22 protein-coding genes and 1 pseudogene are annotated in these 25,165 nt (G+C 43.1%); 11 read left to right on the plus strand and 12 right to left on the minus strand.

The window, feature by feature from the left end; all coding sequences use genetic code 11:
- Nucleotides 1–40 precede the first annotated feature (40 nt).
- Nucleotides 41–661 carry a multifunctional acyl-CoA thioesterase I/protease I/lysophospholipase L1 gene (gene tesA / locus EXA13_RS01975; RefSeq protein WP_238131625.1) on the minus strand — a complete coding sequence of 207 codons (621 nt, stop codon included), beginning with the start codon at nucleotides 659–661 and terminating at the stop codon, nucleotides 41–43.
- On the opposite strand from tesA, the gene EXA13_RS01980 reads away from it, so the two are divergent.
- The 3 genes from EXA13_RS01980 to EXA13_RS01990 all read left to right on the plus strand — a co-directional run bounded on the left by EXA13_RS01980 (nucleotide 660) and on the right by EXA13_RS01990 (nucleotide 5,575).
- On the plus strand, nucleotides 660–1,340 hold the full coding sequence (locus EXA13_RS01980; RefSeq protein ID WP_238131626.1) for an ABC transporter ATP-binding protein: 681 nt from the start codon (nucleotides 660–662) through the stop codon (nucleotides 1,338–1,340). The genes tesA and EXA13_RS01980 overlap by 2 nt on opposite strands.
- Nucleotides 1,337–3,778: an ABC transporter permease gene (locus EXA13_RS01985; RefSeq protein ID WP_238131627.1), complete on the plus strand. Its 2,442-nt coding sequence runs from the start codon at nucleotides 1,337–1,339 to the stop codon at nucleotides 3,776–3,778. Before EXA13_RS01980 ends, EXA13_RS01985 begins: the two co-directional genes overlap by 4 nt.
- Before the next feature lie 354 nt (nucleotides 3,779–4,132).
- Entirely contained in the window at nucleotides 4,133–5,575 is a 1,443-nt protein-coding gene (locus EXA13_RS01990; protein ID WP_238131628.1) for an FAD-dependent oxidoreductase, read from the plus strand.
- A gap of 9 nt (nucleotides 5,576–5,584) precedes the next feature.
- Here the strand turns inward: EXA13_RS01990 and EXA13_RS01995 are convergent, their stop codons facing one another.
- The 3 genes from EXA13_RS01995 to EXA13_RS02005 are packed head-to-tail and all read right to left on the minus strand — an operon-like array spanning nucleotide 5,585 to nucleotide 7,981.
- Nucleotides 5,585–6,517: a biotin-dependent carboxyltransferase family protein gene (locus EXA13_RS01995; protein ID WP_238131629.1), complete on the minus strand. Its 933-nt coding sequence runs from the start codon at nucleotides 6,515–6,517 to the stop codon at nucleotides 5,585–5,587.
- Nucleotides 6,514–7,239 (minus strand): 5-oxoprolinase subunit B family protein, encoded by a 726-nt coding sequence (locus EXA13_RS02000; protein ID WP_238131630.1) that lies wholly within the window; start codon nucleotides 7,237–7,239, stop codon nucleotides 6,514–6,516. Before EXA13_RS02000 ends, EXA13_RS01995 begins: the two co-directional genes overlap by 4 nt.
- A gap of 1 nt (nucleotide 7,240) precedes the next feature.
- The gene (locus tag EXA13_RS02005) at nucleotides 7,241–7,981 is read right to left on the minus strand and encodes a 5-oxoprolinase subunit PxpA (protein WP_238131815.1); all 741 of its coding nucleotides are present in this window, start codon (nucleotides 7,979–7,981) and stop codon (nucleotides 7,241–7,243) included.
- A 209-nt stretch (nucleotides 7,982–8,190) separates the two neighbouring features.
- Between EXA13_RS02005 and galE the strand changes: the two genes are divergently transcribed.
- On the plus strand, nucleotides 8,191–9,207 hold the full coding sequence (galE, locus tag EXA13_RS02010) for a UDP-glucose 4-epimerase GalE (protein WP_238131631.1): 1,017 nt from the start codon (nucleotides 8,191–8,193) through the stop codon (nucleotides 9,205–9,207).
- Between the two features lie 49 nt (nucleotides 9,208–9,256).
- Here the strand turns inward: galE and EXA13_RS02015 are convergent, their stop codons facing one another.
- A complete protein-coding gene (locus tag EXA13_RS02015) occupies nucleotides 9,257–10,681 on the minus strand; it encodes a methyl-accepting chemotaxis protein (RefSeq protein ID WP_238131632.1) in 1,425 nt (474 codons plus the stop codon).
- Between the two features lie 196 nt (nucleotides 10,682–10,877).
- Nucleotides 10,878–12,083: an aromatic amino acid transport family protein gene (locus EXA13_RS02020; RefSeq protein ID WP_238131633.1), complete on the minus strand. Its 1,206-nt coding sequence runs from the start codon at nucleotides 12,081–12,083 to the stop codon at nucleotides 10,878–10,880.
- Nucleotides 12,084–12,414: 331 nt separating this feature from the next.
- Here EXA13_RS02020 and EXA13_RS02025 point away from each other — a divergent pair, with 331 nt between their 5' ends.
- Nucleotides 12,415–13,680 carry a DEAD/DEAH box helicase gene (locus tag EXA13_RS02025; RefSeq protein ID WP_238131634.1) on the plus strand — a complete coding sequence of 422 codons (1,266 nt, stop codon included), beginning with the start codon at nucleotides 12,415–12,417 and terminating at the stop codon, nucleotides 13,678–13,680.
- Nucleotides 13,681–13,723: 43 nt separating this feature from the next.
- Here EXA13_RS02025 and EXA13_RS02030 read toward each other — a convergent pair whose 3' ends face one another.
- Nucleotides 13,724–14,473 carry a TetR/AcrR family transcriptional regulator gene (locus EXA13_RS02030; RefSeq protein ID WP_238131635.1) on the minus strand — a complete coding sequence of 250 codons (750 nt, stop codon included), beginning with the start codon at nucleotides 14,471–14,473 and terminating at the stop codon, nucleotides 13,724–13,726.
- Between the two features lie 185 nt (nucleotides 14,474–14,658).
- Nucleotides 14,659–15,177 (minus strand): NUDIX hydrolase, encoded by a 519-nt coding sequence (locus tag EXA13_RS02035; protein WP_238131636.1) that lies wholly within the window; start codon nucleotides 15,175–15,177, stop codon nucleotides 14,659–14,661.
- A 323-nt stretch (nucleotides 15,178–15,500) separates the two neighbouring features.
- On the opposite strand from EXA13_RS02035, the gene EXA13_RS02040 reads away from it, so the two are divergent.
- Both EXA13_RS02040 and viaA read left to right on the plus strand, forming a co-directional pair.
- Nucleotides 15,501–17,156 (plus strand): ATPase RavA domain-containing protein, encoded by a 1,656-nt coding sequence (locus EXA13_RS02040; RefSeq protein WP_238131637.1) that lies wholly within the window; start codon nucleotides 15,501–15,503, stop codon nucleotides 17,154–17,156.
- A gap of 13 nt (nucleotides 17,157–17,169) precedes the next feature.
- Nucleotides 17,170–18,612, plus strand: coding sequence for an ATPase RavA stimulator ViaA (gene viaA, locus EXA13_RS02045; RefSeq protein WP_238131638.1), 1,443 nt, complete (start codon nucleotides 17,170–17,172; stop codon nucleotides 18,610–18,612).
- Between the two features lie 23 nt (nucleotides 18,613–18,635).
- Here the strand turns inward: viaA and EXA13_RS02050 are convergent, their stop codons facing one another.
- The 3 genes from EXA13_RS02050 to EXA13_RS02060 all read right to left on the minus strand — a co-directional run bounded on the left by EXA13_RS02050 (nucleotide 18,636) and on the right by EXA13_RS02060 (nucleotide 20,628).
- A complete protein-coding gene (locus EXA13_RS02050; RefSeq protein WP_238131639.1) occupies nucleotides 18,636–19,298 on the minus strand; it encodes a hypothetical protein in 663 nt (220 codons plus the stop codon).
- Complete coding sequence (locus EXA13_RS02055; RefSeq protein WP_238131640.1) at nucleotides 19,219–19,953, minus strand: hypothetical protein; 735 nt, start codon at nucleotides 19,951–19,953, stop codon at nucleotides 19,219–19,221. The genes EXA13_RS02050 and EXA13_RS02055 overlap by 80 nt, the downstream gene beginning before the upstream one ends.
- Before the next feature lie 201 nt (nucleotides 19,954–20,154).
- On the minus strand, nucleotides 20,155–20,628 hold the full coding sequence (locus tag EXA13_RS02060) for a peroxiredoxin (RefSeq protein ID WP_238131641.1): 474 nt from the start codon (nucleotides 20,626–20,628) through the stop codon (nucleotides 20,155–20,157).
- Between the two features lie 143 nt (nucleotides 20,629–20,771).
- Between EXA13_RS02060 and EXA13_RS02065 the strand changes: the two genes are divergently transcribed.
- The 4 genes and pseudogenes from EXA13_RS02065 (at nucleotide 20,772) to EXA13_RS02080 (ending at nucleotide 23,369) form a co-directional block, all read left to right on the plus strand.
- Nucleotides 20,772–21,314, plus strand: coding sequence for an isochorismatase family protein (locus tag EXA13_RS02065; protein WP_238131642.1), 543 nt, complete (start codon nucleotides 20,772–20,774; stop codon nucleotides 21,312–21,314).
- A 44-nt stretch (nucleotides 21,315–21,358) separates the two neighbouring features.
- Nucleotides 21,359–21,769, plus strand: a pseudogene (locus EXA13_RS02070) (VOC family protein).
- A gap of 145 nt (nucleotides 21,770–21,914) precedes the next feature.
- Entirely contained in the window at nucleotides 21,915–22,265 is a 351-nt protein-coding gene (locus EXA13_RS02075; protein ID WP_238104953.1) for a GlpM family protein, read from the plus strand.
- 60 nt (nucleotides 22,266–22,325) lie between these two features.
- Nucleotides 22,326–23,369 carry an AbrB family transcriptional regulator gene (locus EXA13_RS02080; RefSeq protein ID WP_420895606.1) on the plus strand — a complete coding sequence of 348 codons (1,044 nt, stop codon included), beginning with the start codon at nucleotides 22,326–22,328 and terminating at the stop codon, nucleotides 23,367–23,369.
- Between the two features lie 94 nt (nucleotides 23,370–23,463).
- On the opposite strand, the gene glpD is transcribed toward EXA13_RS02080, so the two are convergent.
- Nucleotides 23,464–25,008, minus strand: coding sequence for a glycerol-3-phosphate dehydrogenase (glpD, locus tag EXA13_RS02085; RefSeq protein ID WP_238131643.1), 1,545 nt, complete (start codon nucleotides 25,006–25,008; stop codon nucleotides 23,464–23,466).
- Between the last annotated feature and the right edge of the window lie 157 nt (nucleotides 25,009–25,165).

The raw sequence follows: 25,165 nt of genomic DNA on the forward strand, positions 1-25,165 counted from the left end.
CACTTATTGTTTGAATTCATGGCTAAGGCCTTGAAAGCGGTTATAGTAATGGTGCGAGCTGTTTTGCCATGTATTGTGCTATCCAGGGTTGAGCTTCTGATGTGGGGTGCAGGCCATCCGCCATCATCCATTCTGGTTTGACGATCACTTGTTCAAGAAAAAAGCGGATCAGAGGGATAGATAACTCTTCACTTAAACGCGGGTAGATTTCTGAAAAAGCCTCACTGTAGCGCCGGCCATAATTGGGAGGGGTGTGGATCTGCATGATAATGGGGTGGGCATTGCTGGCTTGGATCTGCGTAATCATAGTTCGTAAGTTATTCTCAATAAGATGAGGAGGAAAACCACGTAAACCGTCATTGGCTCCTAAAGTAATGAATACCCACTGGGGGTGATGTTGTTCTAATAAGGCGGGGAGGCGTTCTAACCCATTTCCGGTAGTATCCCCCGAGATGCTTCCGTTGACAACGGTGATGTCTCGTGCTTGCTGTGAGAATGTTTGATTCAATAAATTTGGCCAAGCTTTCTCTAAGGGCATTTGATACCCCGCACTTAGGCTATCTCCTAAGACTAAGAGTGTATTACTACTGACGCTTGTGGCAAACAATAGTGCGCTCGTCGGAATCAACCATATCAACATTAAGGAAAGCCGTTTCACCATGCAAAGCTCCGTTATTATTTCTGTTCAATCGTTATCTAAAGTAGTCTCCACCAAACAGGAGTCGTTGACAATCCTTCGAGACATTAATCTGGCTATTCACGCTGGTGAAAGTGTGGCGATTGTCGGAAGTTCTGGTGCTGGGAAGTCGACTTTAATGACGCTGCTTGCCGGATTGGATACCCCGAGTAATGGTGAAGTTCATCTACTTGGTCACCCATTATCAACATTGGATGACGAAGCGCGTGCTGCGATTCGAAGTCGCTCGGTCGGTTTTGTATTCCAAAGCTTTTTGCTGATCCCCAGCTTATCGGCGTTGGAGAATGTAACCTTGCCCTGTTTATTAAAGGGAGAGCCAGAAAATAAACAACGAGCAAAAGAGTTGTTAACGTCCGTCGGGTTGGCGCATCGAATCCATCATTCACCTACGCAGCTTTCTGGTGGAGAGCAGCAGCGTGTAGCGATTGCCCGAGCCTTCATGGTTGAGCCTCAGATCTTATTTGCGGATGAACCGACGGGCAACCTTGATCAAGAAACGGCAAGTAAAGTGATAGATCTCTTGTTTGATCTCAATCAGCAGCACGGTACAACGTTGGTACTCGTCACCCATGATTCCCGATTGGCGGCGCGTTGTGATCGCCGTTTTTATATGCATGCAGGGTTATTGGAGGAGCAAAGATGAATCCTCTTTTTTCACTGGCGTTAAATCGACGTCTTCTCGGATGGAGTTTTAGTGAAATTCGCCATGGTCAGCTATGGCCAATTTCTATTGCTCTAACCTTGATCATTGCTTGTATTTTTGCGCTTACGGCGTTAGCACAACGTATGGAACAAGTGGTGGTTAAACAAGGAAAAGAAGCATTGACTGCCGATAGTGTCTTTGTGTCAGCCAACCCTATTCCTACAACATTAGTGCAACGGAGCGAGCAAAATTCCCTTATCACCTCACAGATGACCCGTTTTACAACCATGGCATTTAGTGAACATGGAATGCAGCTCGTGACCGTAAAAGCGGTCGATAGCCAGTATCCTTTACGAGGTAAGCTAGTGCTCTCTGATGGGCAGAATACCCGACAGAGGGTTTCAGCGAATGAACTCTGGTTGGATGAACGCTTATTTTCTCAACTGGATGTGGCGATCGGGGATGTGATGAGTGTTGGTGATGCTGACTTTATCATCAGTGGACGAATTATCGATCAACCCGGATTAAGTTTTAATCCATTCCAGCAAATGCCAACGGTATTGATTCATCAAACCGATGTAGAGAAGACAGGAGCTATACAACTGGGGAGCCGAGTGCAATACCGTTTATTTATTAATGCTGCGCCAAGTGCTTTACGGGAGCTTAAAGATGCGGTTGCATTAACTCCCAGTGACTCATGGCGCGATACGGAAACAGCCAATCGAACCAATGAAGTGTTTGAACGCACGCAACAATATCTTTCACTGACGCTAGCCATTGTCATTATTATGGCGGCGACGACGTTAGTGTTGACCTGTCAGCATTATGTGGAGAGCCGACAACGCACCATTGCAATGCTAAAAAGCTTGGGCGCAAGTAAGGTGTGGATTGCTCGTTGGCTGAGCATCCAAGTGTTGTTGCTGTTTGTTATGGCTGCATTGGCTGGAGGGGCGATCGGGATATTGCTGGAATATGCTTTAAGAGTCCCATTGGCGGATCTTTTACCAGAGCCATTGCCCACTTATGGGATGAAACCGATGCTCGTGTCATTACTGTCGAGTACGTTAATCGCCGTGCCAGCGTTAGGAATACCATTGGGATATTTGCTGAATGTCAGTGCAATTCATTCCATGCAAACAGTCAGAAAACCTCCTCGCTTATTATTAAATGGTGCATTGTTACTGGTTCCATTACTTCCGATGGTGATCGTCTATTGGCAAAATCGGCTGGTATGGATGGTGTTTGCTGGTATGTTTGGGGTATTTTTTATTTTGGCTGTGGTGAGCTTGTTGGTTACTCGAATTCTCACTTGGTTGCCATTGAGTACGGCGATGACATTAGCGTTGAGTCGAATTAACCGTTCTAGCGTCACAACAGGGCTTCAGTTTGGGGCGTTAGCGCTTTCTTTGATGTTGCTTGCGGTGATGTGGTTAGTTCGAACCGATTTACTAGCAGATTGGCAAAAAATGCTACCGCATAATGCCCCTAATGCGTTTGCCATTAATATAGCGAATTATGAAAAAGAGGCTTATTTAGCCGCATTAGATAATGCTGGGATTGAGCGTTCAACCGCTTTTCCAATTATTCGAGGTCGTTTAACCAACATTAACGGTCAGTCAGCTCAAGCACGAGTAGAGAGTGGAGAAGGGCCAAATGCGTTACGTCGAGAGCTGAATTTAACGTGGGGAGAGACGCTACCCAGTTACAACCCGATCGTGGCTGGGCGGTGGGAAGGTGAAAAAGGTGTTTCTGTTGAACAAGAATTGGCTGATGAACTCGGTATTACATTGGGTGACCGATTAACTTTTTTGATCAGTAGTCAGCCTATAGAAGCGGTTGTTCACTCCGTTCGGAAAGTTGAATGGCGAGAGATGAAACCGAACTTCTTTTTTATTTTTAGTGCGGATGTAATGGCGAATTTCTCTGGCAGTTGGATGGTGAGTTTTCGGATTGATTCTGATCATCAATCCGTGTTGGACTCTTTATCACGCCAGTATCCGACCGTCAGTTTGATAGATATTCGACTGATGGGTGAAAAAATACAGCAGCTACTGACGCAAATCGTATGGGCAATGACTATCTTAGCCGCTTTGGGGATGGTCGCGGGTTTATTACTTATCTTTACCTTATTACGACTCAGTCTGAGTCAACGCCAGCAAGAGATACAGCTTTATCGGACGCTTGGAGCAAGTCGTCGCCGAGTCACCACCACTATTTGGGCTGAATTTGGTGTTATGGCGTTGGTAGCTGGATTGATTGCTGGTGTGGGTGCCGATGCGGTGGTCGCCGGAATTATGTACTGGGGATTTGCGTTATCCCCACAGGTGCATTGGGGCATTTGGTTACTATTACCATTACTGACATTTTTAACGTTAGCCTTGGTGGTGGGAAGTTTACTCCGTCAATTATTAACACCGATAAATAAAGCATTTAATTAGAAATTCATTGAGTAAGTTAATAACTTATCCACAAAAACGGTGGATAAACTTTGGGATAACTTAGGGTGTGAATAACCCATATTTCAGTGCTAAGCCAATGGCAATCAAGCTTACCTGAGATGGTTTATTCACAAGTCGTAGAAAAAGAAGATTTGCCAATAATGAGTCAAGCATTTTTTTGTCTTTTTCAGCGGATTTTTCAATTGTGTTATTGAGTAAATCGTGAGTGGTGTTTTTTCTTTTTGCTGGTATTTTTACTGGTAAATAACCTTGTGAAAAATGTGATTTTCATAACGTTTTACACGTTTTAAACTAAGCAACGAGTAAATGACTAGCAGCAGTAATATGGTATCAATGAAATCAACACAATCGATCCCTAGTGTGGCTATTATTGGTGGTGGCGTAGCAGGAAGTACCGCCGCTATCCATTTGAGTGAACAAGGGTTAAAGGTCAGTTTACTGGAAAAAAAAACCGACTTAGTGGATGGCCCTCCGATATGTCACCTTCATGCAGGCGGCAACCTCTATCGGGATATTTCTTTAGCTCAATGCATGGAATTATTGCGTCAATCGATAGAAATCATTCGACTTTATCCCCATACGTTAAACCAGCGACCAACGGTGATTGCGGTTCCACATTCTGATCCCGGTTCTCCACAAGAGTTGCTTGCGCGGCTAGAGGTGATACAAACGGCTTATCAGCGGTTAGTCGATGAAGATTCGAATAATCAAATTCTCGGTGATCCCAAGAACTACTATCGCCTTTACCAACAAGAGGAATTGGAGCAGTTAGCTAAACAGTCTCAGCCTAGTTGCCCTCAAACGATGGATGACTGGCTCATTCCTTTTGCTCAATATGCACATTTAGATCAATTAAAATATCCGGTTATAGCGGTGCAGGAATACGGCTGGAGTGTCTTTCGTCTGGCTGCCAGTGTCGTGTTGACGCTAAACCGTTTAGATAACTGCCAAGTTTTCACTCACAGCACTTTAGTTGATGCCATTTTCAAGGATGAGCAATGGCATTTAACTTATCGAGATCAGGCTGGTATTGAACATTCATTAGTTTGTGACTATTTGATTAATGCGTGTGGTTATGAAACTGGAACCGTCGATGATTTAACCACTCACCCTCGCCACCGATTCGTTGAGTTTAAAGCTGCCTATGTTTCTCATTGGCCTCGCTGTCATCAAGCATGGCCTGAGGTGATCTTTCATGGCCCAAGAGGGACGCCCAAAGGCATGGCCCAATTAACGCCTTATGCCGATGGGATGTTTCAATTACACGGTATGACTCAGGATATTACATTATTCAATGATGGATTAGTGACATCCAGTTCGGCTTCTTCTCAACCTCGATTGCCTCAATACTTAGAACAAAAAATTACTCAAGGCTGGTCGCTAGAAAGCTTAACTAAGCGGACACAACGAGCGATTGACCATATGAGTCAATTTATTCCCGAGTTTACTTATGCAGAAGTGGCGGGGACGCCGTTATTTGGTGCGCAGCAAATTCCGGGAGAAGAAGCGTCGCTACGAGCAGCAGATGTCACCTTTGAAGCTAATCATTATGCTCGCATTGAAATCGTGAAAGGATCTTCTGCGTTGGAAGCCGCCAAAAAAATCGTTTCGGCGTGGCAACTCATTACCGAATTTGTGCCATCTTCGATTGAGCAACAGCATCCGGTGAGCATGAGTTTAACAGAGCAAGAAGTTGAGCATAAAGCCATGCAGTTAGCTAAGAAACGAGGTTACCCCATTGCTCTCGCAAAAGTGGTGGGGAGTGGTGTGAGCTAATCTCTACCTCTAATAACCGAAAAATTTCGCCCATTGGCACCATACTTGTTGTAAGCCTGCCAGATCGCCACGAACAAACTGTACCATTTGCCCCGGTTTGGCTTGCGCCAGTCTGGGCAGATCAATCCTCGCTACACAACCTATTTTGGGATATCCCCCTAGGGTTTGTCGGTCATTTAACAAGATAATTGGTTGACCATCGGGGGGAATTTGAATACTACCTAAGGCTATGCCTTCTGATAATAATGGGCGAGTGGGAGAGATAACCTTCGGGCCGTTTAAACGGTAGCCCATTCTATCCGCATGTTGGCTAACCAGAAACTTCCCTTGATAAAAGGTATCTAAGCTTGATGGGTTAAATTGCTGAAATTGGTAACTTTCGATAACACGCAATTTAAGGGGTAAATTATAGTTAGGCAGAAAACGAAAGGTGACTTGACGTCTACTTTTCTCGATTGAATGAGGGGAAAAATGGATCTGCTCGCCAGTCTGTAGCGCCATTCCATTGTGTTGTAATCCGCCTAAGGATTGTCGACACGCGGTAGAAACACTGCCTAACTGCTTGGAAACGTGGAAGCCGCCTCGAACGGAAAGATAGGCTCTAAGCCCATTGCGTGGCAGTGCGAAGGTCAACCTATCTCCTGCTTGAGCGGTAAATACGCTCCAGTTGGTGAGTGGCTGTCCTGACAATTTGGCGGCTAAATCCCCTCCAGCAATAGCCAACTGACAAGAGTGGTGAATGATAAATTCAGCTTGGCCTAAGGTGATTTCTAAAACTGGGCTATTGATTGGATTATCGAGTAAATGATTTGCCCAACTGTAGGCATATTCATCAACAGCACCTGCGGTATTAATACCTAAATGGCTGAGCCCATAGCGGCCAAAATCTTGCAGTAAGCTTAAATTACCCGGCTTGCTGACGGTGAGGAAGGCGTTGCTCATACATTGCCCTCTCTCTGAAATAACTGAGGTTGAATCACGCCGCCTAAAGCTAAAAATTCTTTGCGATCAATAGAATAAAAGGTAACTTTTGAGCCAATTGTCCATGGTAGCATAGGATCTTGTTCTGGATTAAATAAGGTTATCGGGCAATTACCAATAAGGTTCCATCCTCCGGGAGAATGATTGGGGTACACCGCGGTTTGTTGTTCGGCAATGGCCACACTGCCTCGGGGGACACATAGCCTAGGTGTTGTTCGTCTTGGTCGTTGTAGTTTGGGATGAACGTCGGTCATAAAAGCGAAGCCGGGAGAAAACCCGATGGCGCAGACGGTATAAACGTGTTGAGTATGTAACGTGATGAGTTCTGTTAAAGAAAGGCCTTGTTGCTGATATGAAGCCAAATCTGGGCCAACCTCTGAGTGATAATAAACTGGCAATTCAATAGGTTTTACTGGCACGGGTGGTAAGTCATAGGAATGGGCCAGCCCGTGTCTCAATCGTTGCTCAAATTCTTGCGGAGTGATGCGGTAGGGTAAATAGTCAATCAAAATGGTGGTATAGGCTGGTGTAATGTTCATCACACACTCACCTAACTCAGCATGGATATAGGCTGCTATTTGACCTATGCGTATTGATAGATTTGGCTGGAAAGGGGATTCAAACGTTACTAATATGCTGGTTTCTGAGATTGATTGAAGCGTGTAGTTCACAATCGAGTCCATCTTAATTAAGCAAGCAATTTCGAATCTTCTCAATCAGAAGAGTCGCGTGTGGATTATCACCGTGAACGCATAACGTATCGGCTTCAATGGGGATAATAAAGCCATCAGCGCTGGTTACTTTTCCATAACGAGCAATTTGTTGAACTTGGCTGAGTATTGCTTCTTCGCTGGTCAGGACAGAGTTTGGCATGGAACGAGGGGTGAGCTGCCCATTTGCAAGGTAAGTTCGATCGGCAAATGCTTCAAACAATAGGGGAACATCAAAACGATCAGCTATATCTAAATAATCTTGATTATTTGAAGAGGCTAATATCATCAGCGGTACGTTAAAACAGGAAACGGCATCGACAATGGCCCGAAAAATAGCTTTATCTTGCATCATATCGTTATAGAGTGCACCGTGAGGTTTTACGTAGCTTAATTCAGCATTTTTGCTTTCACATAAGGCTTTTAGTGCTCCAATTTGATAGATCAGAAGTTCGCAAATTTCGTCATCTGAAAAGTGAAGAGAACGGCGCCCAAATCCTTGTAGATCGGGATAGCCTGGATGAGCACCAATCATCACATCATTTTGTATGGCCAAGTCAATGGTTTTGCTCATGACATGAGGGTCAGAGGCATGGAAGCCGCAGGCAATATTAGCCATATCGACATAAGGCATAACTTGCTCGTCTGCGCCCATTGTCCAGACGCCAAAGCTTTCCCCCATGTCACAGTTTAGTTTGATGGCGCGGTTTGTTATTGTCACGAAGCTGAGTCCTTATGTCTTTTCCACAGTTGAATGCTATATCTTAAAAGATCACCATAACGCTTTGTAGAGTATAGAATATACTCTAAGGTTTCCCATTGTTGTAATTGATGATTTTTACGAACAGGAGGGGAATGAACCGTGATCTATCGCGTATTTATCGATACAATCTTGACCAGCAATAACAACTAAGGTAGCTAGGAATGAAAGTATTAGTGACAGGGGGGATGGGATACATTGGTAGCCACACCTGCATCCAAATGATTCAAGCAGGAATGACCCCAATCATTATGGATAACCTATATAACAGTAAATCCACGGTTCTCGATAGAATTGAAAAAGTATCCGGGGTTCGTCCCACATTTATTTTGGGTGATATTCGGGATAAAAATCACTTAGTGGATATTTTAACTCAGCATCAGATCGAATCGGTGATCCATTTTGCGGGCTTAAAGGCTGTGGGTGAGTCTGTTCAAAAACCACTTGAGTATTATGATACCAACGTTAATGGTACTTTAGTACTCGTGGCTGCGATGCGCGAAGTCGGGGTGAAATCACTGGTCTTTAGTTCTTCTGCTACGGTATATGGCGACCCAGCGAGTGTGCCTATTACAGAATCTTTTCCGACCAGTGCAACCAACCCGTATGGACGCAGTAAACTGATGGTTGAAGAGTGTTTGACGGATTTTCAAAAAGCAAACCCAGACTGGAGCATTACCTTATTAAGGTACTTTAACCCAGTGGGGTCACATCCTTCTGGTGAATTAGGGGAAGATCCACAAGGTATTCCCAATAATTTAATGCCTTTTATTTCTCAAGTTGCGGTTGGGCGACGTGAGCATCTCTCTGTTTTTGGTAGTGATTATCCAACGAAAGATGGAACCGGCGTTCGTGACTATATCCATGTTATGGACTTAGCGGATGGACACATTGCGGCCCTGCGTAATGTGGGTAACCATGCCGGGTTACACATTTTTAACCTGGGGACGGGTAAAGGTTATAGTGTGCTCGATATGGTGCAAGCTTTTGAGGTCGCAAGCCAGAAAGAAATCCCTTATCAGTTGGTGGAGCGCCGCCCCGGAGATATAGCTGAATGCTGGGCAGATCCAACGAAAGCACGCCAAGAATTAGGTTGGCAGGCGACACGTACGTTGCAAGAAATGACGGAAGATACTTGGCGTTGGCAATCACGTAACCCACAAGGTTATCCAGATGCTTAGATAGTCATTCAAAGAAAAAAGCCAACCTCATCGGTTGGCTTTTTGGTTTCTAATTGGTTTGATAGCGGCTTAATATCTGGCTCAAATTTTGTGTTGCTTGAGCGATTTCCTGAATGCCTGAAGAGGACTGCTCTGCTACTCGTCGGATGGTGTTAGACTGGTTGCGGATATCACTTAATTCAGAGGCAATATCATTCGCTACTGCACTTTGTTCTTCTGCAGAAGTTGAGATCTGGACGCTCATATCATTAATCATGCGTGATGATTCTGCGATATGTTCAATATCATAGCCGATTTCAGTCACTAACTGGCTGCTGGTATGCGCTTGACTCACCGTCTGATCTGTGATTTTGGCAATGTGTTGGCTTTCCGTTTGCAATTTTTCTATCATCGATTGAATTTCGACTGTTGCCGCCTGAGTTCGACTCGCCAGCGTACGTACTTCATCGGCGACCACGGCAAACCCACGACCTTGCTCACCCGCACGAGCTGCTTCAATCGCAGCATTTAATGCTAATAGATTCGTCTGTTCAGAAATGGCATTAATAGTCGTAATCACCTCATTAATTTGAATCGCATTTTCATTTAACGTGGTTACAGATGAAGATGTTTGCGCAATAAAGCGTGAGAGTTGCTCAATCTCATTAATTGCTTGGGTAACTCGCTGGTGACTGGTTTCCACTTGTTGCGCATCTTGATTGGCCTGCTGATTGGCTTGTTGAGAAATGGTAGAGACTTCTTGTGCGGAAGCCGTCATCTCTTCCATTGCGGTTGCAACCGAGTCGAGTGATGCATATTGATGAGAGATTTGTGTTTCGCTCTCTTTCATTTCACTGGCAAAAGATCGTGATGTTTCACTCAGTGTTGCGGAGTTATCTTTAACTGTAACCACCAGTTCGGTGAGGGTGTCCATGGCGTTATCTAACGCACAGCCAATTGTGCCAAATTCATCACGTCCGGGGTGAAAACCTAATCGAGAAGTGAGATCACCTTGGGCAATTTTTTGGGTTGTGGTGTAAAGCACCCACAGTGCTCCACCAATAAACGTTGCGACCCAATAAGTGAATAGAGCAAAAGGAATCAGCCACAAATAGCTAAGTAAAAAAGTGGTGAAGGCATGAGAGCGCGTTTGTTTCTCTTGGAGAGAGAAGTCTTCACTTAAACGATAGATTTGCCCATTATTGGCTCGTCCTGTTGCGATGGCTTGGCCGTATTCATATCGGGTTTCAGATAAGGTAGAACGTGTCTCTAAACCTGGAATGGTTATAATATCGTTTTGGCTGAGAATACCTTGTAGCTTATATTCAACTGCCATTTTAGCTTGCGTTTCAAAATTTTGAATCGTTTGCCAATAAAGTGTTCCCGCTAAAGTAGTAAGTGTGATGATAAAGAGCGTAAAGATGGCCCACATTTTATCGTTGATCGACATTTTAATGAACACACGGTCAATCATCCTGAATTGAACTTCTTTCATTGTTTCTCCGGTGTAACTGATTTTTGTAGCTCAAAAAGCATACGGCTAGCAGAGGTAAGAATGCGTAATATCTCATAGATTTATGAAATGAATATGTATATATATATTAGAAATGAGATATAGATCAATATATAGGAGGGGAAACCAAGTCGATGTGATCACCACATCGACTTGGTCGGTAAAACGAGAGGGCTCATTAACCTAAAGCAGGCAGAATACCCACGGTGATAAGAAGTTGCGCTGCCACAATGATAACCCCAACCACTCCCGTAAAGAGTAAAGCGGGTTTGCCACCGAACACTTGATAATACTGGCCATCAGTATTTTGTTGACGAACTTTGATGACCATGGCGATAGGAAGAAAAATGGCTAATACGGCCAAGGCAATAGCAGCATAGCCCAGAGCCATAATAAACCCTTGTGGATAAAACAACGCAAAAACCAGCGGTGGAGTATAAGTGACGATGGAAGCTCGAATTCGACTTTTCGTCGCGCCGGGTTTACGCAGTGTATCACCCATGAATTCAAACAACCCTAAGCTAACTCCAAGGAAAGAGGTTAATAGTGCTAAATCAGCAAAAATACCAATCATATTACTTAGACCTGATTGATGTGCTGTTTGTGCTAGGGTTCGAATCAGTGCCGACAGTCCGCTGTTTTGAACTAAATCGGCTTGGCTAACAACCCCTAAGGTTGCTAACTGCCAAAGAACGTAAATAATTAGCGGAATCGCGGAACCAATGACAATCGCTTTGCGAAGTGATGGGGTATGTCCATCAAGGTAATTGACAATCGCGGGAATGCTGCCATGAAAGCCAAAAGAAGTGAAAATGACCGGAATAGAGGCAATCACTAACCCTTGTTCTAATGGCATACTGAGCAGGTAGGATTCTGTAACGTTAGGGGCAAGAAAAGTCAGCACCATAATCATGGCAATAATTTTTCCTGCAAATAGAATCCGATTGACTTTATCAACAGTGGCGGTACCAATGGTGACCACGGCAGCAACGAGAAAAGTAAACAGCAATGTTCCGATTGAGCCTGAAACCTCAAACCCTGTCAATTCCGCTACTCTGTGGGTAAATTGAGCACCGCCTCCGGCAATATAGGCAGCACAAAGGGAATAGAAGAGAAAAAGCATTGCAAAGGTTGCGATCCATTTCCCTTCATATCCTAGGATTTCTTTTGCCAGAGTGTGTAATGTCGCCTCTTTACTTGAGTACTGGTGGATTTCAACCATCAGTAACGCAGTAAACGCCATTAACGCCCACAAAGTAAACATAATAATAAGTGACGTAGAGAACCCGATACCTGCAGACGCTAAAGGAAGCGCAAGCATTCCCGCTCCAATGGTGGTTCCTGCAATAATCAAACTACTGCCTAAAAGTTTAGATTTTTTCATAATGTAAATATAATTGTACGATAGTTGTGGTTACAGAAGGGTAATGTGCGAAAAACAACCAGATCTATTGGCTTTATTCACTAAATTTTGCCTATTTTGAAGAAATAATGGGAGTGGGTCAATGCTGCTGTAAAAATATCAAACCAAAAGTGTATTTATTTTTGTACACGATGATCTTTCAATGATTATGCTCTTTTTAGACGATGTCCAATGGCCATTAGCTGTCTCCAGTGGTGATGGTTAGACGAAGCCAAGTGACCTCGAATTTGATACAATCTGCCACTTACATCGTTTGACGCTTCTATGGCGTCTATTTTTATGGGAAATGAATATGCCTTCACACTCGGTGACTTTTCTGCAATTAGGGATTGCGCCCGCTTTAGTTGAACGCTTAGAAACGTTAGGGATTCATACCCCAACTGAAATTCAAAAGCAGGCCATTCCTCATGCCCTCGCGGGAAAAGATCTGCTGGCGGGAGCACAGACCGGAACGGGAAAAACAGCGGCATTTGGCTTACCGTTATTGCAACAGCTCTCGCAATCTGAGGTTGAGTCTAGAGGTGAAACGAAAGATATTCGAGCATTAATCTTAGTGCCCACACGTGAATTAGCTCAGCAAGTCTTTGATCATCTACAGGCTTATGCTCAGGGGAGCGGGCTTAAAATCGTCGCCGTTTATGGTGGCACCAGCATGAATATACAAAAACAGCATTTACGAGGCGGTGCAGATATCTTAGTCGCAACACCGGGACGTCTTCTCGATCATGCTCACGTTAGAAGCTTATATCTTGGTAATACACAAACATTGGTTCTGGATGAAGCCGATCGAATGTTGGACATGGGGTTTATGCCGGATATTCAGCGCATACTCAGAAAGCTTAACCGGGCAAGACAAACGCTGTTTTTTTCGGCCACTTTTGATAATAAAGTGAAAAGTCTGGCTTATCGTTTATTACATGAACCCGAAGAAGTTCAAGTGACACCGGAAAATTCAACCGCCGAGACGGTGACACAAATGGTGTATCCTGTTGATAAAAAACGTAAGCGAGAGTTGCTCGCTTATTTAATTGGCTCACGAAATTGGCAGCAAGTTTTGGTATTTACGAAAACAAAGCAGGGCAGTGATGCTTTGGCCCAAGAGTTGAAATTGGATGGTATTAAGTCGGCGTCAATCAATGGAGATAAGAGCCAAGGGGCGCGTCAAAAAGCGCTAGATGATTTTAAAACGGGTAAAATTCGCGCATTGATTGCCACCGATGTAGCAGCACGAGGTATCGATATTTGTGAACTAGAGCAAGTGGTTAACTACGATATGCCATATAAAGCAGAAGATTATGTACACCGAATTGGGCGAACCGGGCGTGCAGGTAACGCTGGAATGGCTATCTCGTTTATGAGTCCGAACGAAGAGCCCATGCTACAAGCGATAGAACAGTTATTGGATCAGCGTTTGCCGCAAGAATGGTTAAAAGGGTTTGAGCCATCATTTGTTGAACCAACGGAAGATGTCTCTTCTGTTCGCCGTTTAAGCCGCTCAGAAGAAAAACGTAAGCTAAAAGCTAAGCTCAAAATACACGCTAAACGAGGTAAGAAATAACCGCTCGACCTTTATTAAACAATACGGGCAAAATAAGTGGGCATCAATGTGGTGAGTTTTCCTCTCTCATTTTGGCACATTGTTGCTCCCAGCTATAAGCCACATCGTAGACCAATTCTTGCACACTGTTTGGATTGAGGATAAATTCGTCAGCGATTTGATATTTGTGGATCATGAGTTCATTGAAAAGCTGCCAATGATTGAGTAGGCATTGATCTAAATCAGCATCTTCATCACGCCACGTTTCTTTTAGAAACGGAGTTAAACTGGCGGCGCTGTGGGTATACATAATCATCTGCCATTTTACTTCCCAAATTTTAATAGGGTTGTCAGGGCATTGTTGATTATATTGATCAGCAAAACTTTCGATAAGATGCTCAAGTTCACCTGACGTATCAATAAAGTAGTCAAACAATGCGTCTTCTTGTCGAACGGCATCCGCGATCAGTTGGATCGGTTGCTTGATAATTAATCCATGAGCCAATAAACGCATAGTGAAATGGTACAATTTTACATTTGCCGGCGTAGCACTCGGGATTTCATCAATCACTCGACGTAAGTAGTGCTCCATATAAAGGTGGAGGCCATCACTGATACTGTGCCAAATTTTCTCTTTACTGCCAAAATGGTGGCGAATCAAGCTGTGCGAAACTCCTGCTTTTTCGCTGATACTACGCAGTGAAACTCGTTCATAGCCCAGTTCGCAAAATAGCTCTGCAGCAATTTCAAGAATATGATACCGAGTCTTTTGGGCATCTTGGGCACTACGCCGCCCTTGTTTTTTTTCGCTCATTGCTCTTCTTCGTCAGCCAAGATCCCTGCTGTTTTACCAGATATACCTACAAGTTTCACGGATAACGGAACACTTGAGCGATTAACTGCACATTTCATCGCCTTATATCACCCCTTTGCAAGAAATTTACTCTATTTTGTTACATTAAATGGATTAACGAAGATGAATGTCACAGCACCGTTGACTCAGGAGAGATGCCCACATAATTTAGCTTTACTAAGGCAAGCAATGGTTTTTGCGTCACTGATTTCACCGGTAATAATTTTTTGTTCAAGTTCAGAAATAGACAAGGCAAGCACTTCAATAACTTCGTCATCATCACAGGCTAAACGTTCGGTTTTTCTTAATTTTTTTGCGACAAATAAGTGCTGTATTTCATCACAAAACCCAGCCATAGGGGTGACTTGGCCTAGTTTAATCCACTCCTCTGCGCTGTAGCCGGTTTCTTCTTCTAATTCTCGTTGAGCACACTCAAAAGCATGTTCATTCGATTCAATGGTTCCCGCAGGAAGCTCAAGTAACCATTTATTAAGTGAAGGACGAAACTGATTAATCAAAATAATTCTTTTATCCGGATCGAGAGGCAGAATAACCGCAGCTCCAGGATGTTTGATGGTGGTATGGGTAATGATTTTCCCCGTGGGTAGCGTGATCGGTTCTTCTACTACACTGATCGCTTTCCATTGGTGTACGGTTTTACTCATGAAGATCCTTCGCTTAAATCAGAGAACATCACCTTACCTTATTTGACAAATTGAGCCAAAATGCAATTCCGCTATTTGTAGGCACCGATGACGCAGTTTTATCAAAATAGAGAGAAAGCGCACAAGTGGGGAGAGTTGGGTTATAACGTGAAAAATAGTGTGATCAATACACCACAAGTGAAAACATTGATTGCAATTACTTTCAACGGGAAGAGATCTGCTATAAAAATGCGTTGAAATGAAAAACACAATGTAACAAAATGATAACCAATGTATAAATTGATTTATACTTACCATTCTTTATCCCTCAGTGGAGTGATTCAATGATCAATACTCCTTCTGCTTCTTATGCTCAAAAAGCACTATTGGCGGAACGAATCAACAAATTAGCTCAAGCCCTTTCTGATGGTGTTTACGAGCGAGAAAGTACCATTAAACTTTGTCTGCTAGCTGCGCTGTCGGGGGAAAGTGTTTTTTTGCTTGGCCCTCCTGGCATTGCGAAAAGCTTAATAGCTAAACGCTTAATTCAAGCTTTTGATCATAGTAGCTATTTTGAGTATTTAATGACTCGTTTCTCAACGCCAGAAGAAGTGTTTGGCCCACTGAGTATTCAAGAATTAAAAGATAATGGGCGTTATGTTCGTTTGACAGAAGGGTATCTTCCAACGGCTCAAGTCGTTTTTCTTGATGAAATCTGGAAAGCCGGCCCTGCAATTTTAAATACACTGCTTACCGTAGTGAATGAGAAAACCTTTAAAAATGGCAGTGACATTGAGCGTGTTCCTATGCGAGTTTTAATATCAGCCTCAAATGAACTGCCTGATGAAGAGAGTGGGCTTGATGCGCTGTATGACCGTATTTTAGTCCGAATTTTTGTCAATCGAATTCAAAATAAACAAAACTTCAAATCAATGCTGACGGTGGGGACGGAACAAGAAGCTAAAATTCCGGAAGGCCTTGCGATAACAGATCAAGAATACCACCAATGGTTAGCTCAACTTGAAGCGTTAACATTAAGCAATGACGTATTTGAAAAACTCTATCAACTTAAGCAGATGCTTGAGCAAGCGGCAGAAGAGAGTGGTTTACCTGCTGATGATGTGTATGTCTCTGACCGTAGATGGAAAAAATCGGTTAAATTACTAAAAGCATGTGCTTTTTTTAATGGGAGAGATCAAATCAGCCCATTAGATTTATTACTTTTGCAAGATTGTCTATGGAATAGCCCAGAATCCAGAGATGTGGTTTATCGCATCATTCGTGAATTTGCGCTTCGAGAAGCATTTGATCAATCTCAGGTTGAGCAACAGCTTGAGATTTGTCATGCTGAACTGGCCGCGATCCAGCAAGAAATTGAAGCGGAATTATCCATTGTGTTATCCCTTGAAACATCTAATGGGTTAAGGAAAAAACAGGTTTATCAATACGATTTTAGCCGAGCTAAAACACATCAAGTTGGGCAAGCCAAAAATCTAATTAAGCTGGTTTTATTGCAAAGCAATATGTCTGTGGCTGAAGGTGAAAAGGGTGATAGTCGTTGGGTTTATGTCACCCGAGCGGATATGGAACGTCTTATTAAAGAAGGTCAGGGGGACATTTATGGTTATGTTAACCATAACCCTAACTTATATCGTTTACGCTTTGAGTTAGATGTTAATAATAACTTAGTCATTAAAGATATTGCGAATCGTTCGGTTTTAGTCGCATTGGCCACCAAAGAGGGGCTCGATGCGTCGGTTTATCAGCAATGGCTGATAAACGCAGAACAAGCAACGATTCAATTAAAGCAGGCAGAGCACCATTTGCGTAAAGTTCGTTCGGATTTTCATGGTTCATTACCGCATAATTTTATCGATCCAGATCTACCGGTTGCGATGGAATCTACTTTACATCAGTTGCAGCAACAACTAGAGAGTACTCAAAAAGAATGCGAAAAACAGGTACAGCGATTTCAGCATCTTGAACAGTTTTTTTCTTAGTAAAAGGTGAATCATGCTCGGTGCTGATGGGTTAAATATCGTTTTAGCTATTGCAGAATCAGGAATCATTGAAACGGCGGTCAATGATCTCTTAGCGCGTTCGCAAGTGATGATGATCGAAAATGAAAGCATTCGAGTGTCGGTGAAGAGCCATTTAGCCAAATGGCGAAACAGTGTAAAAGCACGTATTACCCAAGTTGGGGAGGCGGAACATTTTCAAAAAGAAATTGCATTATATCAGCAAAGTGTGCAGCTAGATGAAGTGGAGTTTCTTCATCAGCTACCCCAGTTAATCAAACAGTTAGAATGGCACTCTTCATTTTATACCCGAGCAAGACAATTGCTTGAAGATCAAAAAGCAGTCAATAATCCTATGTTTGCGCATTTTTTCTGTGATCAGTGGTACAAAACGTTATGTGATGATATTAAGCAAGCGCAAGTGATCGAACTTGAAGCAAGCAAAGAGCAAATTTATCTTGACCTCTATCAGCGTATGGAAACGCTGCGTAGCATGGAGCAGGTCACGGAGAGCGGTAATGAAATGGGAGTTGGTCGGTTATGGGATATGGCTTCTGCGAAGTTGAGCCAAACTGACTTGTCGGTAATGAAACGTCATGCGGAATTTCTTAGAAAACACAAAGGGTTACAAGAAATAGCCGAACAATTAGGACGAATGGCTAGTCAAGTGGATGATCCTCTCCTTAACTCTTTGCCTACCGAGCAGCCTCAAGCCATTGAAGAAAAATCAGACAAAGCAACCGATGATATTGTCGGAATTCATCCCAGTGATGATCTGCATAAATTATTACCCAACGAAACACTTTTTCTCACTTACCCAGAATTGGAAGTTGTTTTTTACAAGCATCTGATTGATAAACGGTTAATGAACTACCGTATGCAAGGAAAATCACGGACACTTCGAAAAATTCGAGCTCAGTCAGTGGATCCCTCTCAGAGTGAAATAGAAAAAGGTCCTTTTATTATTTGTATTGATGCGTCTGGTTCGATGAAAGGTCTGCCAGAGCAAAGTGCTAAAGCAATGGCTTATGCTCTCATGCAAATTGCACTTGCTGAGGATCGTGACTGCTATGTTGTGTTATTTTCAACTCAAGCAATTATTTATGAATTGACGCGCCAAGATGGGTTAAGAGAAGCCAGCGATTTTCTAAGCTATACCTTTCATGGAGGAACGGATCTTAATTTAGCGATGGAAAAGGCGATGGAACAGATGAATGGAGAGCGTTATTACAATGCAGATTTAATCATCATTTCTGATTTTATTGCCCCGAAGCAAAACGACGACATTTTACAGCAAGTCGAGGGGTTAAAGGTGAGAAAGAATCGTTTTCATGCTGTGACATTGTCACGTTATGGTAATCCAGAGCTCATGAGTATGTTTGATCACTGCTGGCATTATCATCCTAACTTATTCGGCCGCTTAATTAAAAAATGGTAGGCGTCTTATGACGCCTACCATTATTAAGGTTTTTTACTATTTAAAATCGCTTGTATACGAGGATTGAGTTGTTTGCCATGCTGCTGCTCATATTCTTCCCGTTTGATATCATTGAGGTTTTTGACTGAGTGAGAGGGCAACAGGTTGTCAGGTAACTCCGTCACCAGTTTCCCCTTTTCTTCCAATCGTTTGGCTTCTAAATAATATTTTTTAAATAGTTGATCAAGCTTGTTTTCTGCAACTCGTTTTAAATCATACAGTTTGTTTTGTACTAACCATTTTTCAATTTTATTTTCTGGCTCTCGGGAAAGAACACGAATACGGCTATCTAAGAGTTCTTCGGCAGTTAAAGCATCACGGAGCACCCACAGCTCACCCATTTGTGGCGGCCAACTGTTGCCTAATTGAATCCGTTCATGGCAATGTTTCAGTACTCGATTCAGACTATTGGGGTCAATCGACTCGGCAAAATCAATAAATTTTCCAGTGGGCTGACTGCCGTATTGATATTCCCATTGAGTCTCATAGACACTCAGAAAAGAGCCAAAGACATGTAGACACCAGTCAGAAGGCTCTTCATTCCCGAGTACTTCTGGCATTGTTGGCTCAGAAGGTGGGTTTTTTTCCTCTTTGGATAAGCTGCTGTCGGAAGCGTTCAGATGGGCTAAGCTTTGGTTTATACCCATTTCCCGCAGTTTGCTCTCGATTTCCTGAATGTTCAGAGGTTTTCGCTTGCTGTCTTTCATTGAGTTTCTCGTTGGTCAGCCAATACTGGAGTTTGTTTTCTAATCGTGCAATGGTTAATAACTCGCTGGCTTTAGATTTATGCCAAAGAACGAATTTCTTCCAAACCAGAATATGATCATTACTGATCCCCGAAAATTTGAAAGCTCGTTCTGCCCACATTGGAATTTCATTTTCATCTAAATCATGTGTGGCAATCGCATTACCCTGCATAAGATTTGAAGCGTTATTACGATAGTGTAGTGCTTGCTTGGGTAAATTAGGAAAGGTTTCCTGTGATGCAGGTGCAGGTGCAGGTGCAGATGAAGTCAGAACTTCCTCGCTACCTTGCTGATTGATCAGCATCCTAAAAATATGTAACTCAGCACCTTGACGATATTCTACTTTGATTTTTTCTAATCGTTTCTGCTCACATAACGCACGCAAGCATTCGGCCAACCCAAAAGTTGACAGGCAGCACAGGGGACCCATATGTTCTAAGTTAACTGTGACATACCCCATATCATCTGTACTGTCTGCAAGCATCAGTAACACCAGCTTTTCGGCAGGGCTTGCACAATTGAGTTGCCAGGCTAGATGGGTATATTTTGCGCTCACTTATCTTGGCTCCGACTGGGATAACGTAAAAATGAATTGCTATTGTATGCCACCCAAGGAGGGAGTTGTAGAGCTAGTCGAAATTAAATCGAGTGGGAAGGCAAAGATCCGATAATCTCTTGAATAAAAAGGCGGTTCTATTTCTCCTTCATCGTCATGCCAAGCTCAGAGGAAGGTCTCTTCTGAGCTTGGCGGATAGCATTACAGTGCAGCGAGAATGGCTTCAGCTTTGCTGACTTCAAACGTTTTTGCTTCTTCGACATTTAGCGTGGTGATGATGCCGTCGTCGATAATCATCGCATAGCGCTGTGAACGAATGCCTCCAAAGCTGGCGGTATCCATTTCTAGACCGAGCGCTTTTGTAAAGCTGGCATCGCCATCAGCAAGCATCATCAATTCTGAAGCATTTTGTGCTTCTCCCCATGCTTTCATGACAAAGGCATCATTGACGGCAACGCAAGCAATGATATCGACACCTTTCGCTTTTAATTGATCCGCTAAGATAACATAGCCGGGTAAATGAGCTTCAGAACAGGTTGGTGTGAATGCTCCAGGAACTGCAAAAAGGACGGCTTTTTTGCCAGCAAAGAGCTCGGAGGCATTGTGGTTAACCATGCCTTCTGCAGTAATTTGGCTCAGTGTGGCCGTTGGGAGTGGTTGTCCTTGTTTGATCATGATGAATCCTTGATTATAAGTGATGAGAAAACATTTCTATCAGTCTAGCGCTAAATCCATGCGCTAACCACGGAGAAAGAGTGTGGTATTATCTTTATGTTTACCCGTTTTGGGTAAGAACCGATGATTCGCTTGGAGGCAGGATGCTTTCTCAACATAATACCGGACTTGTCGTTATCGATATTCAAGGGAAATTAGCTCAGATAGTGGAGAACAGTACAGAGCTGATAACACAGACAGCTCGGCTTATTCAAGGGGCTCAGCGGTTAGATCTTCCTATCGTTTGGCTTGAGCAAAATTCAGAAAAACTGGGGCCAACAACACCTCAACTGGCTCAATTACTTCATTCCTCTACTTTTCCCATAAATAAAATGACTTTCGATGCTACACAAGAACCCGCCATGGTTGAGCAATTGCGACAAGCGGAAATTTCCCATTGGTTAGTCTGTGGAATTGAAGCACATATTTGTGTATATCAAACTGTTTGTGGGTTATTACAACTTGGTTACCAGGTTGAAGTAGTCGCGGATGCTATCAGTGCTCGGAAAATGACGAACAAGCAATTGGCTCTCGATAAAATGCAACACTTAGGGGCGCAATTAACCTCAGTAGAGATGTGTCTTTATGAGATGGTCGAAGACTGTCGATCACCACACTTTAAAACGATCCTTTCACTGATCAAGTAGCTCAACTACATTGAACCTATAACAAAGCAATCGGGAGGTGCAAGATGCTGACAATACATGGATTGGATCATGTTGTTTTACGCACTACGCAATTAGAGCAAATGTTGTATTTCTATTGTTCAGTATTAGGCTGTCAGATTGAAAGAGATATATCGGAAGAGCTCGGGTTGACACAACTTCGAGCGGGTAATGCCTTGATTGATTTAGTAACTGTCAATAGTGAACTCGGCCAAATGGGAGGACGGGCTCCTCAACAAGATGGCCGCAATGTCGATCATCTCTGTTTACAAATTACTCCGCTTACCGAAGCTTCGATCATTCAATATTTAGATAAACACCAGATCCCACATTCAGACTTTGCCAAACGCTATGGTGCATAAGGGTTTGGCCGCTCGATTTATATTGAAGATCCTGAAGGTAATGTGATTGAACTCAAACCGCTTAATATGGAATGAGGAGAAACAAGCGGATTCATTGAGGATTATTTTCACGTTAAAGGTTAAACAGGGTGTGTTTATCATTGAGTGATAACTCTTACTTTACATTTGGTTACATAGGGTTATAGTCAAATGCGGTGAGTGTCGCAAAATAAGGATGGTTATGCTGGCTCTGTTTTTTAAATGCTTGCTGGGTGCGTTGGCTGTTTTGCTGATAGCTCTGCTTTCAAAAAGTAAAAGTTTTTTTATTTCTGGCTTGGTTCCTCTTTTTCCTACTTTTGCCCTCATCGCTCACTACATTGTTGGTACGGAACGTACCATGGAAGAATTAAGAATAACGGTGCTCTTTGGGTTGTACTCGCTCATTCCTTATGCCGCTTATTTACTGGCAGTTTATTACTTCAGTTATCAATTTAATCTACTGTGGACGCTCGGTTTTGCTACGTTGGTGTGGATTGCTTTTGCTGGTCTACTTTTGGTGAGTTGGAGTCGTTTTCATCCGAGTATGGCATAGCCTTTGGTGTTAACGTGTATTGCTGTCTGTATGGCTTTTTAAGCCTAGTGAGGCTTTCTCGTGTTCAAAATAACCTCTTTGTCTAATCTATTAAAAATTACCGGCATCGCTTTACTCTCGATGTTAATGGGGCTGTTTTTCTCTCTGCCATTAGCAGAACTGTTTGTGGCAGCAATTTTCGTTATTCTTCTACGTAAAAGAGCCAACGTTGCTTTAACTTTACCTAAAACTCTGCTGATGTTTATTCAAGTAGTATTGGGGATCAGTGTTGGCGCGACCATTTCGATAGGAGAACTTGCTCAAACGTTAAGTTTACCTGTGGTAATAGGGCTAATAATTTGTCTTATTTTACAGACCAGCGGTGGTTTCTTGTGGCTATATAAACGGGAGGGTTGGCATCCATTTGAGTCTTTATTGGGTGCGGTCCCTGGAGCAATGGCGGCGATATTAGTGATTAGTGAATCGGGCAGTAAACCGTCATCTAAAGTGGTTTATGCGCATTCTGTTCGTTTGATCATTTTGATCTTGATGGCTGGGGTTATCTCCAATAGTGCGACTGAGACAACAATCAATAGTGCCACCATGGCTATTCAACATTGGATAATGCTATTTATATTGGTCGCTATTAGCATGTTATGTGGGAAACTCTCAATTAAATTTGGCATTCCAGCCCCTTATATGATTGCGTCATTATTAATTGCGGCAACGGTGAATAGCGTGATGCCACCCGATTCATTATTGGTGCCTGTTCACCTAGTACTATTTTCAACCGCTTTGTTGGGAGTGTTGATCGGTGTACGCTTAGCCGAAACCACTTTACGAGAAGCATTTTCTTATTCAAAAGCGGGTGTAATGGTGACGCTAATCGGGTTAACCGTTGCGATTGGTGTTTCTTTTTTAGCCGCCCACTGGCTGGGAATGAGTTGGTTGGTTTTATTGCTCTCTTGGGTTCCTGGGAGTGTTGAAGCGATGACGGCCGTGGCTCTTTTACTAGGATTAGAGCCTGCTTTTGTGATGGTCAATCATGCTATTCGATTATTGCTGCTTTATACCATGCCTGCGGTATTTAAAAACCAGTTAGAAGAACTGCGTGATAAAGCTTAAATTGAGAGTGAGCTTCTAAACTCGTTTGCCGGAAATCCACTCATTTCTTCTGGATTTCCGGCGTTGTTCGCTTTTTGTCTATCAGGTTATGGTCTTAATCAAGAGCATGGCTTGGTTGTGAAAGTTCTGAAGCATTTTTCAAATAGAGTTCGACTTTTTCGATACAACGGGTGTCATGATCAATCCCTAGCTTGCTTCGTCGCCAAAAGATATCTTCCACTTGATAGACATATTCGTTCTCAATCAAATAATCAATTTCTCGTTGGAAAAGGGTATTACTGAATGCATGGCCTAAATCTTCTACAGTTTCTACTCCGCGTAACAGCTCTTGAGTTCGTGAACCATACTGTTTGATCCAGCGAGAGATCGTTTGCTCATCAACAAAGGGAACTTGTTGTTTGATGGTCTCCAACAGGGAGCTTGGCTGGTAATTTTCACCGCCGGGTAAGGTAGATTGTGTGGTCCAACTCGGTTTCATTGGTGGCAGAAATGGAGTGAGTTGTTTCATGGCGGCTTCCGCCAGTTTGCGGTAAGTGGTTAATTTTCCACCAAAGATGGATAGCAGTGGAGCTTCCTCTCCTTGTTGATCGAGCGAAAGTGTGTAGTCTCGAGTAATCGCCTGTGGTGAGTCTGATTCGTCATCACACAAGGGCCGTACACCACTAAATTCAGAGACGATGTCATCGACACAGATTTCACGGACAAAGTGTTTATTGACGACATTGATCAAATATTGTCGCTCTTCGATGGAGATGGCGACGTCTCTTGGGTTGCCCTTATATTCGACATCTGTGGTTCCTATCATGGAGTATTTGTCTAGATAGGGAATCACAAAGACGATTCGTTTATCTTCATTTTGTAGAATGTATGCCTGTGGTTCATCATGAATTTTAGGAACGATGATGTGTGAACCTTTGATTAATCGGATGCCATAGGGTGAGCGAATTTGAATATTCGTATCTAAAAATTGTTTTACCCATGGACCCGTTGCGTTCACTAATGTTCGGCTTTTGCGTACAAAATGTGTTTGCGTTCGCTCATCAAATAAAGTGACATTCCAGAGCTTACCTTCTCGAACGGCTTTTTCTACCCGGCAGTAATTCATGACTTCTGCTCCCAACTCTTTGGCTTGCATTGCATTGAGGATCACAAGTCGCGCATCATCTACCCAACAGTCTGAATATTCAAAACCGACTTTCATCTGTGGTTTCGTGACGATTCCCGCCTTGAGTGGGACTTTTTTACTCGCCGGTAAAGAGGTACGTTTACCTAAATGATCGTATAGAAATAGCCCAATGCGAATCATCCATGCCGGGCGAAGAAACGGACGGTGAGGAAGACGAAAGCGCATAGGGGTGACAATGTGAGGGGCTTTTTTGAGGAGCACTTCTCGTTCTGCCAGTGCTTCGCTTACTAACCGGAATTCATAGTGTTCAAGGTAACGCAGGCCACCATGGATTAATTTCGAGCTAGCAGAAGAAGTGGCTCCTGCAAAATCTTGCGCTTCATATAAACCGACGTTTAACCCTCTGCCCGCTGCATCAGCTGCAATACCGGTTCCATTAATGCCACCTCCGACCACGATGATGTCTAACACATCATGTTCGTTAAATGGCGTTGAACTGTGTTGTTTTTTCATTTTGATGGCCTTTTTTGTTCGATTTTGTTTGTTTATGTTCGTATGAAACCACTAAAAAATGATAAATGGCAGTTTTTACTCGTTTATTTTTGATCTTGATCATATTCTGCTAGTGCATTTATCGTCGAGCATGCGCGAAGTTGGCTTTAAAACCATA

Source organism: Vibrio cincinnatiensis, assembly GCF_022113815.1.
Classification (GTDB): Bacteria; Pseudomonadota; Gammaproteobacteria; order Enterobacterales; family Vibrionaceae; genus Vibrio; species Vibrio cincinnatiensis_A.

Coding starts and splice junctions, on each gene's coding strand:
- EXA13_RS01980 (WP_238131626.1), top strand. CDS start 660: ATGCAAAGCTCCGTTATTATTTCTGTTCAATCGTTATCTAAAGTAGTC.
- tesA (WP_238131625.1), bottom strand. CDS start 661: ATGGTGAAACGGCTTTCCTTAATGTTGATATGGTTGATTCCGACGAGC.
- EXA13_RS01985 (WP_238131627.1), top strand. CDS start 1,337: ATGAATCCTCTTTTTTCACTGGCGTTAAATCGACGTCTTCTCGGATGG.
- EXA13_RS01990 (WP_238131628.1), top strand. CDS start 4,133: ATGAAATCAACACAATCGATCCCTAGTGTGGCTATTATTGGTGGTGGC.
- EXA13_RS01995 (WP_238131629.1), bottom strand. CDS start 6,517: ATGAGCAACGCCTTCCTCACCGTCAGCAAGCCGGGTAATTTAAGCTTA.
- EXA13_RS02000 (WP_238131630.1), bottom strand. CDS start 7,239: ATGGACTCGATTGTGAACTACACGCTTCAATCAATCTCAGAAACCAGC.
- galE (WP_238131631.1), top strand. CDS start 8,191: ATGAAAGTATTAGTGACAGGGGGGATGGGATACATTGGTAGCCACACC.
- EXA13_RS02015 (WP_238131632.1), bottom strand. CDS start 10,681: ATGAAAGAAGTTCAATTCAGGATGATTGACCGTGTGTTCATTAAAATG.
- EXA13_RS02020 (WP_238131633.1), bottom strand. CDS start 12,083: ATGAAAAAATCTAAACTTTTAGGCAGTAGTTTGATTATTGCAGGAACC.
- EXA13_RS02025 (WP_238131634.1), top strand. CDS start 12,415: ATGCCTTCACACTCGGTGACTTTTCTGCAATTAGGGATTGCGCCCGCT.
- EXA13_RS02030 (WP_238131635.1), bottom strand. CDS start 14,473: ATGAGCGAAAAAAAACAAGGGCGGCGTAGTGCCCAAGATGCCCAAAAG.
- EXA13_RS02035 (WP_238131636.1), bottom strand. CDS start 15,177: ATGAGTAAAACCGTACACCAATGGAAAGCGATCAGTGTAGTAGAAGAA.
- EXA13_RS02040 (WP_238131637.1), top strand. CDS start 15,501: ATGATCAATACTCCTTCTGCTTCTTATGCTCAAAAAGCACTATTGGCG.
- viaA (WP_238131638.1), top strand. CDS start 17,170: ATGCTCGGTGCTGATGGGTTAAATATCGTTTTAGCTATTGCAGAATCA.
- EXA13_RS02050 (WP_238131639.1), bottom strand. CDS start 19,298: ATGGGTATAAACCAAAGCTTAGCCCATCTGAACGCTTCCGACAGCAGC.
- EXA13_RS02060 (WP_238131641.1), bottom strand. CDS start 20,628: ATGATCAAACAAGGACAACCACTCCCAACGGCCACACTGAGCCAAATT.
- EXA13_RS02065 (WP_238131642.1), top strand. CDS start 20,772: ATGCTTTCTCAACATAATACCGGACTTGTCGTTATCGATATTCAAGGG.
- EXA13_RS02075 (WP_238104953.1), top strand. CDS start 21,915: ATGCTGGCTCTGTTTTTTAAATGCTTGCTGGGTGCGTTGGCTGTTTTG.
- glpD (WP_238131643.1), bottom strand. CDS start 25,008: ATGAAAAAACAACACAGTTCAACGCCATTTAACGAACATGATGTGTTA.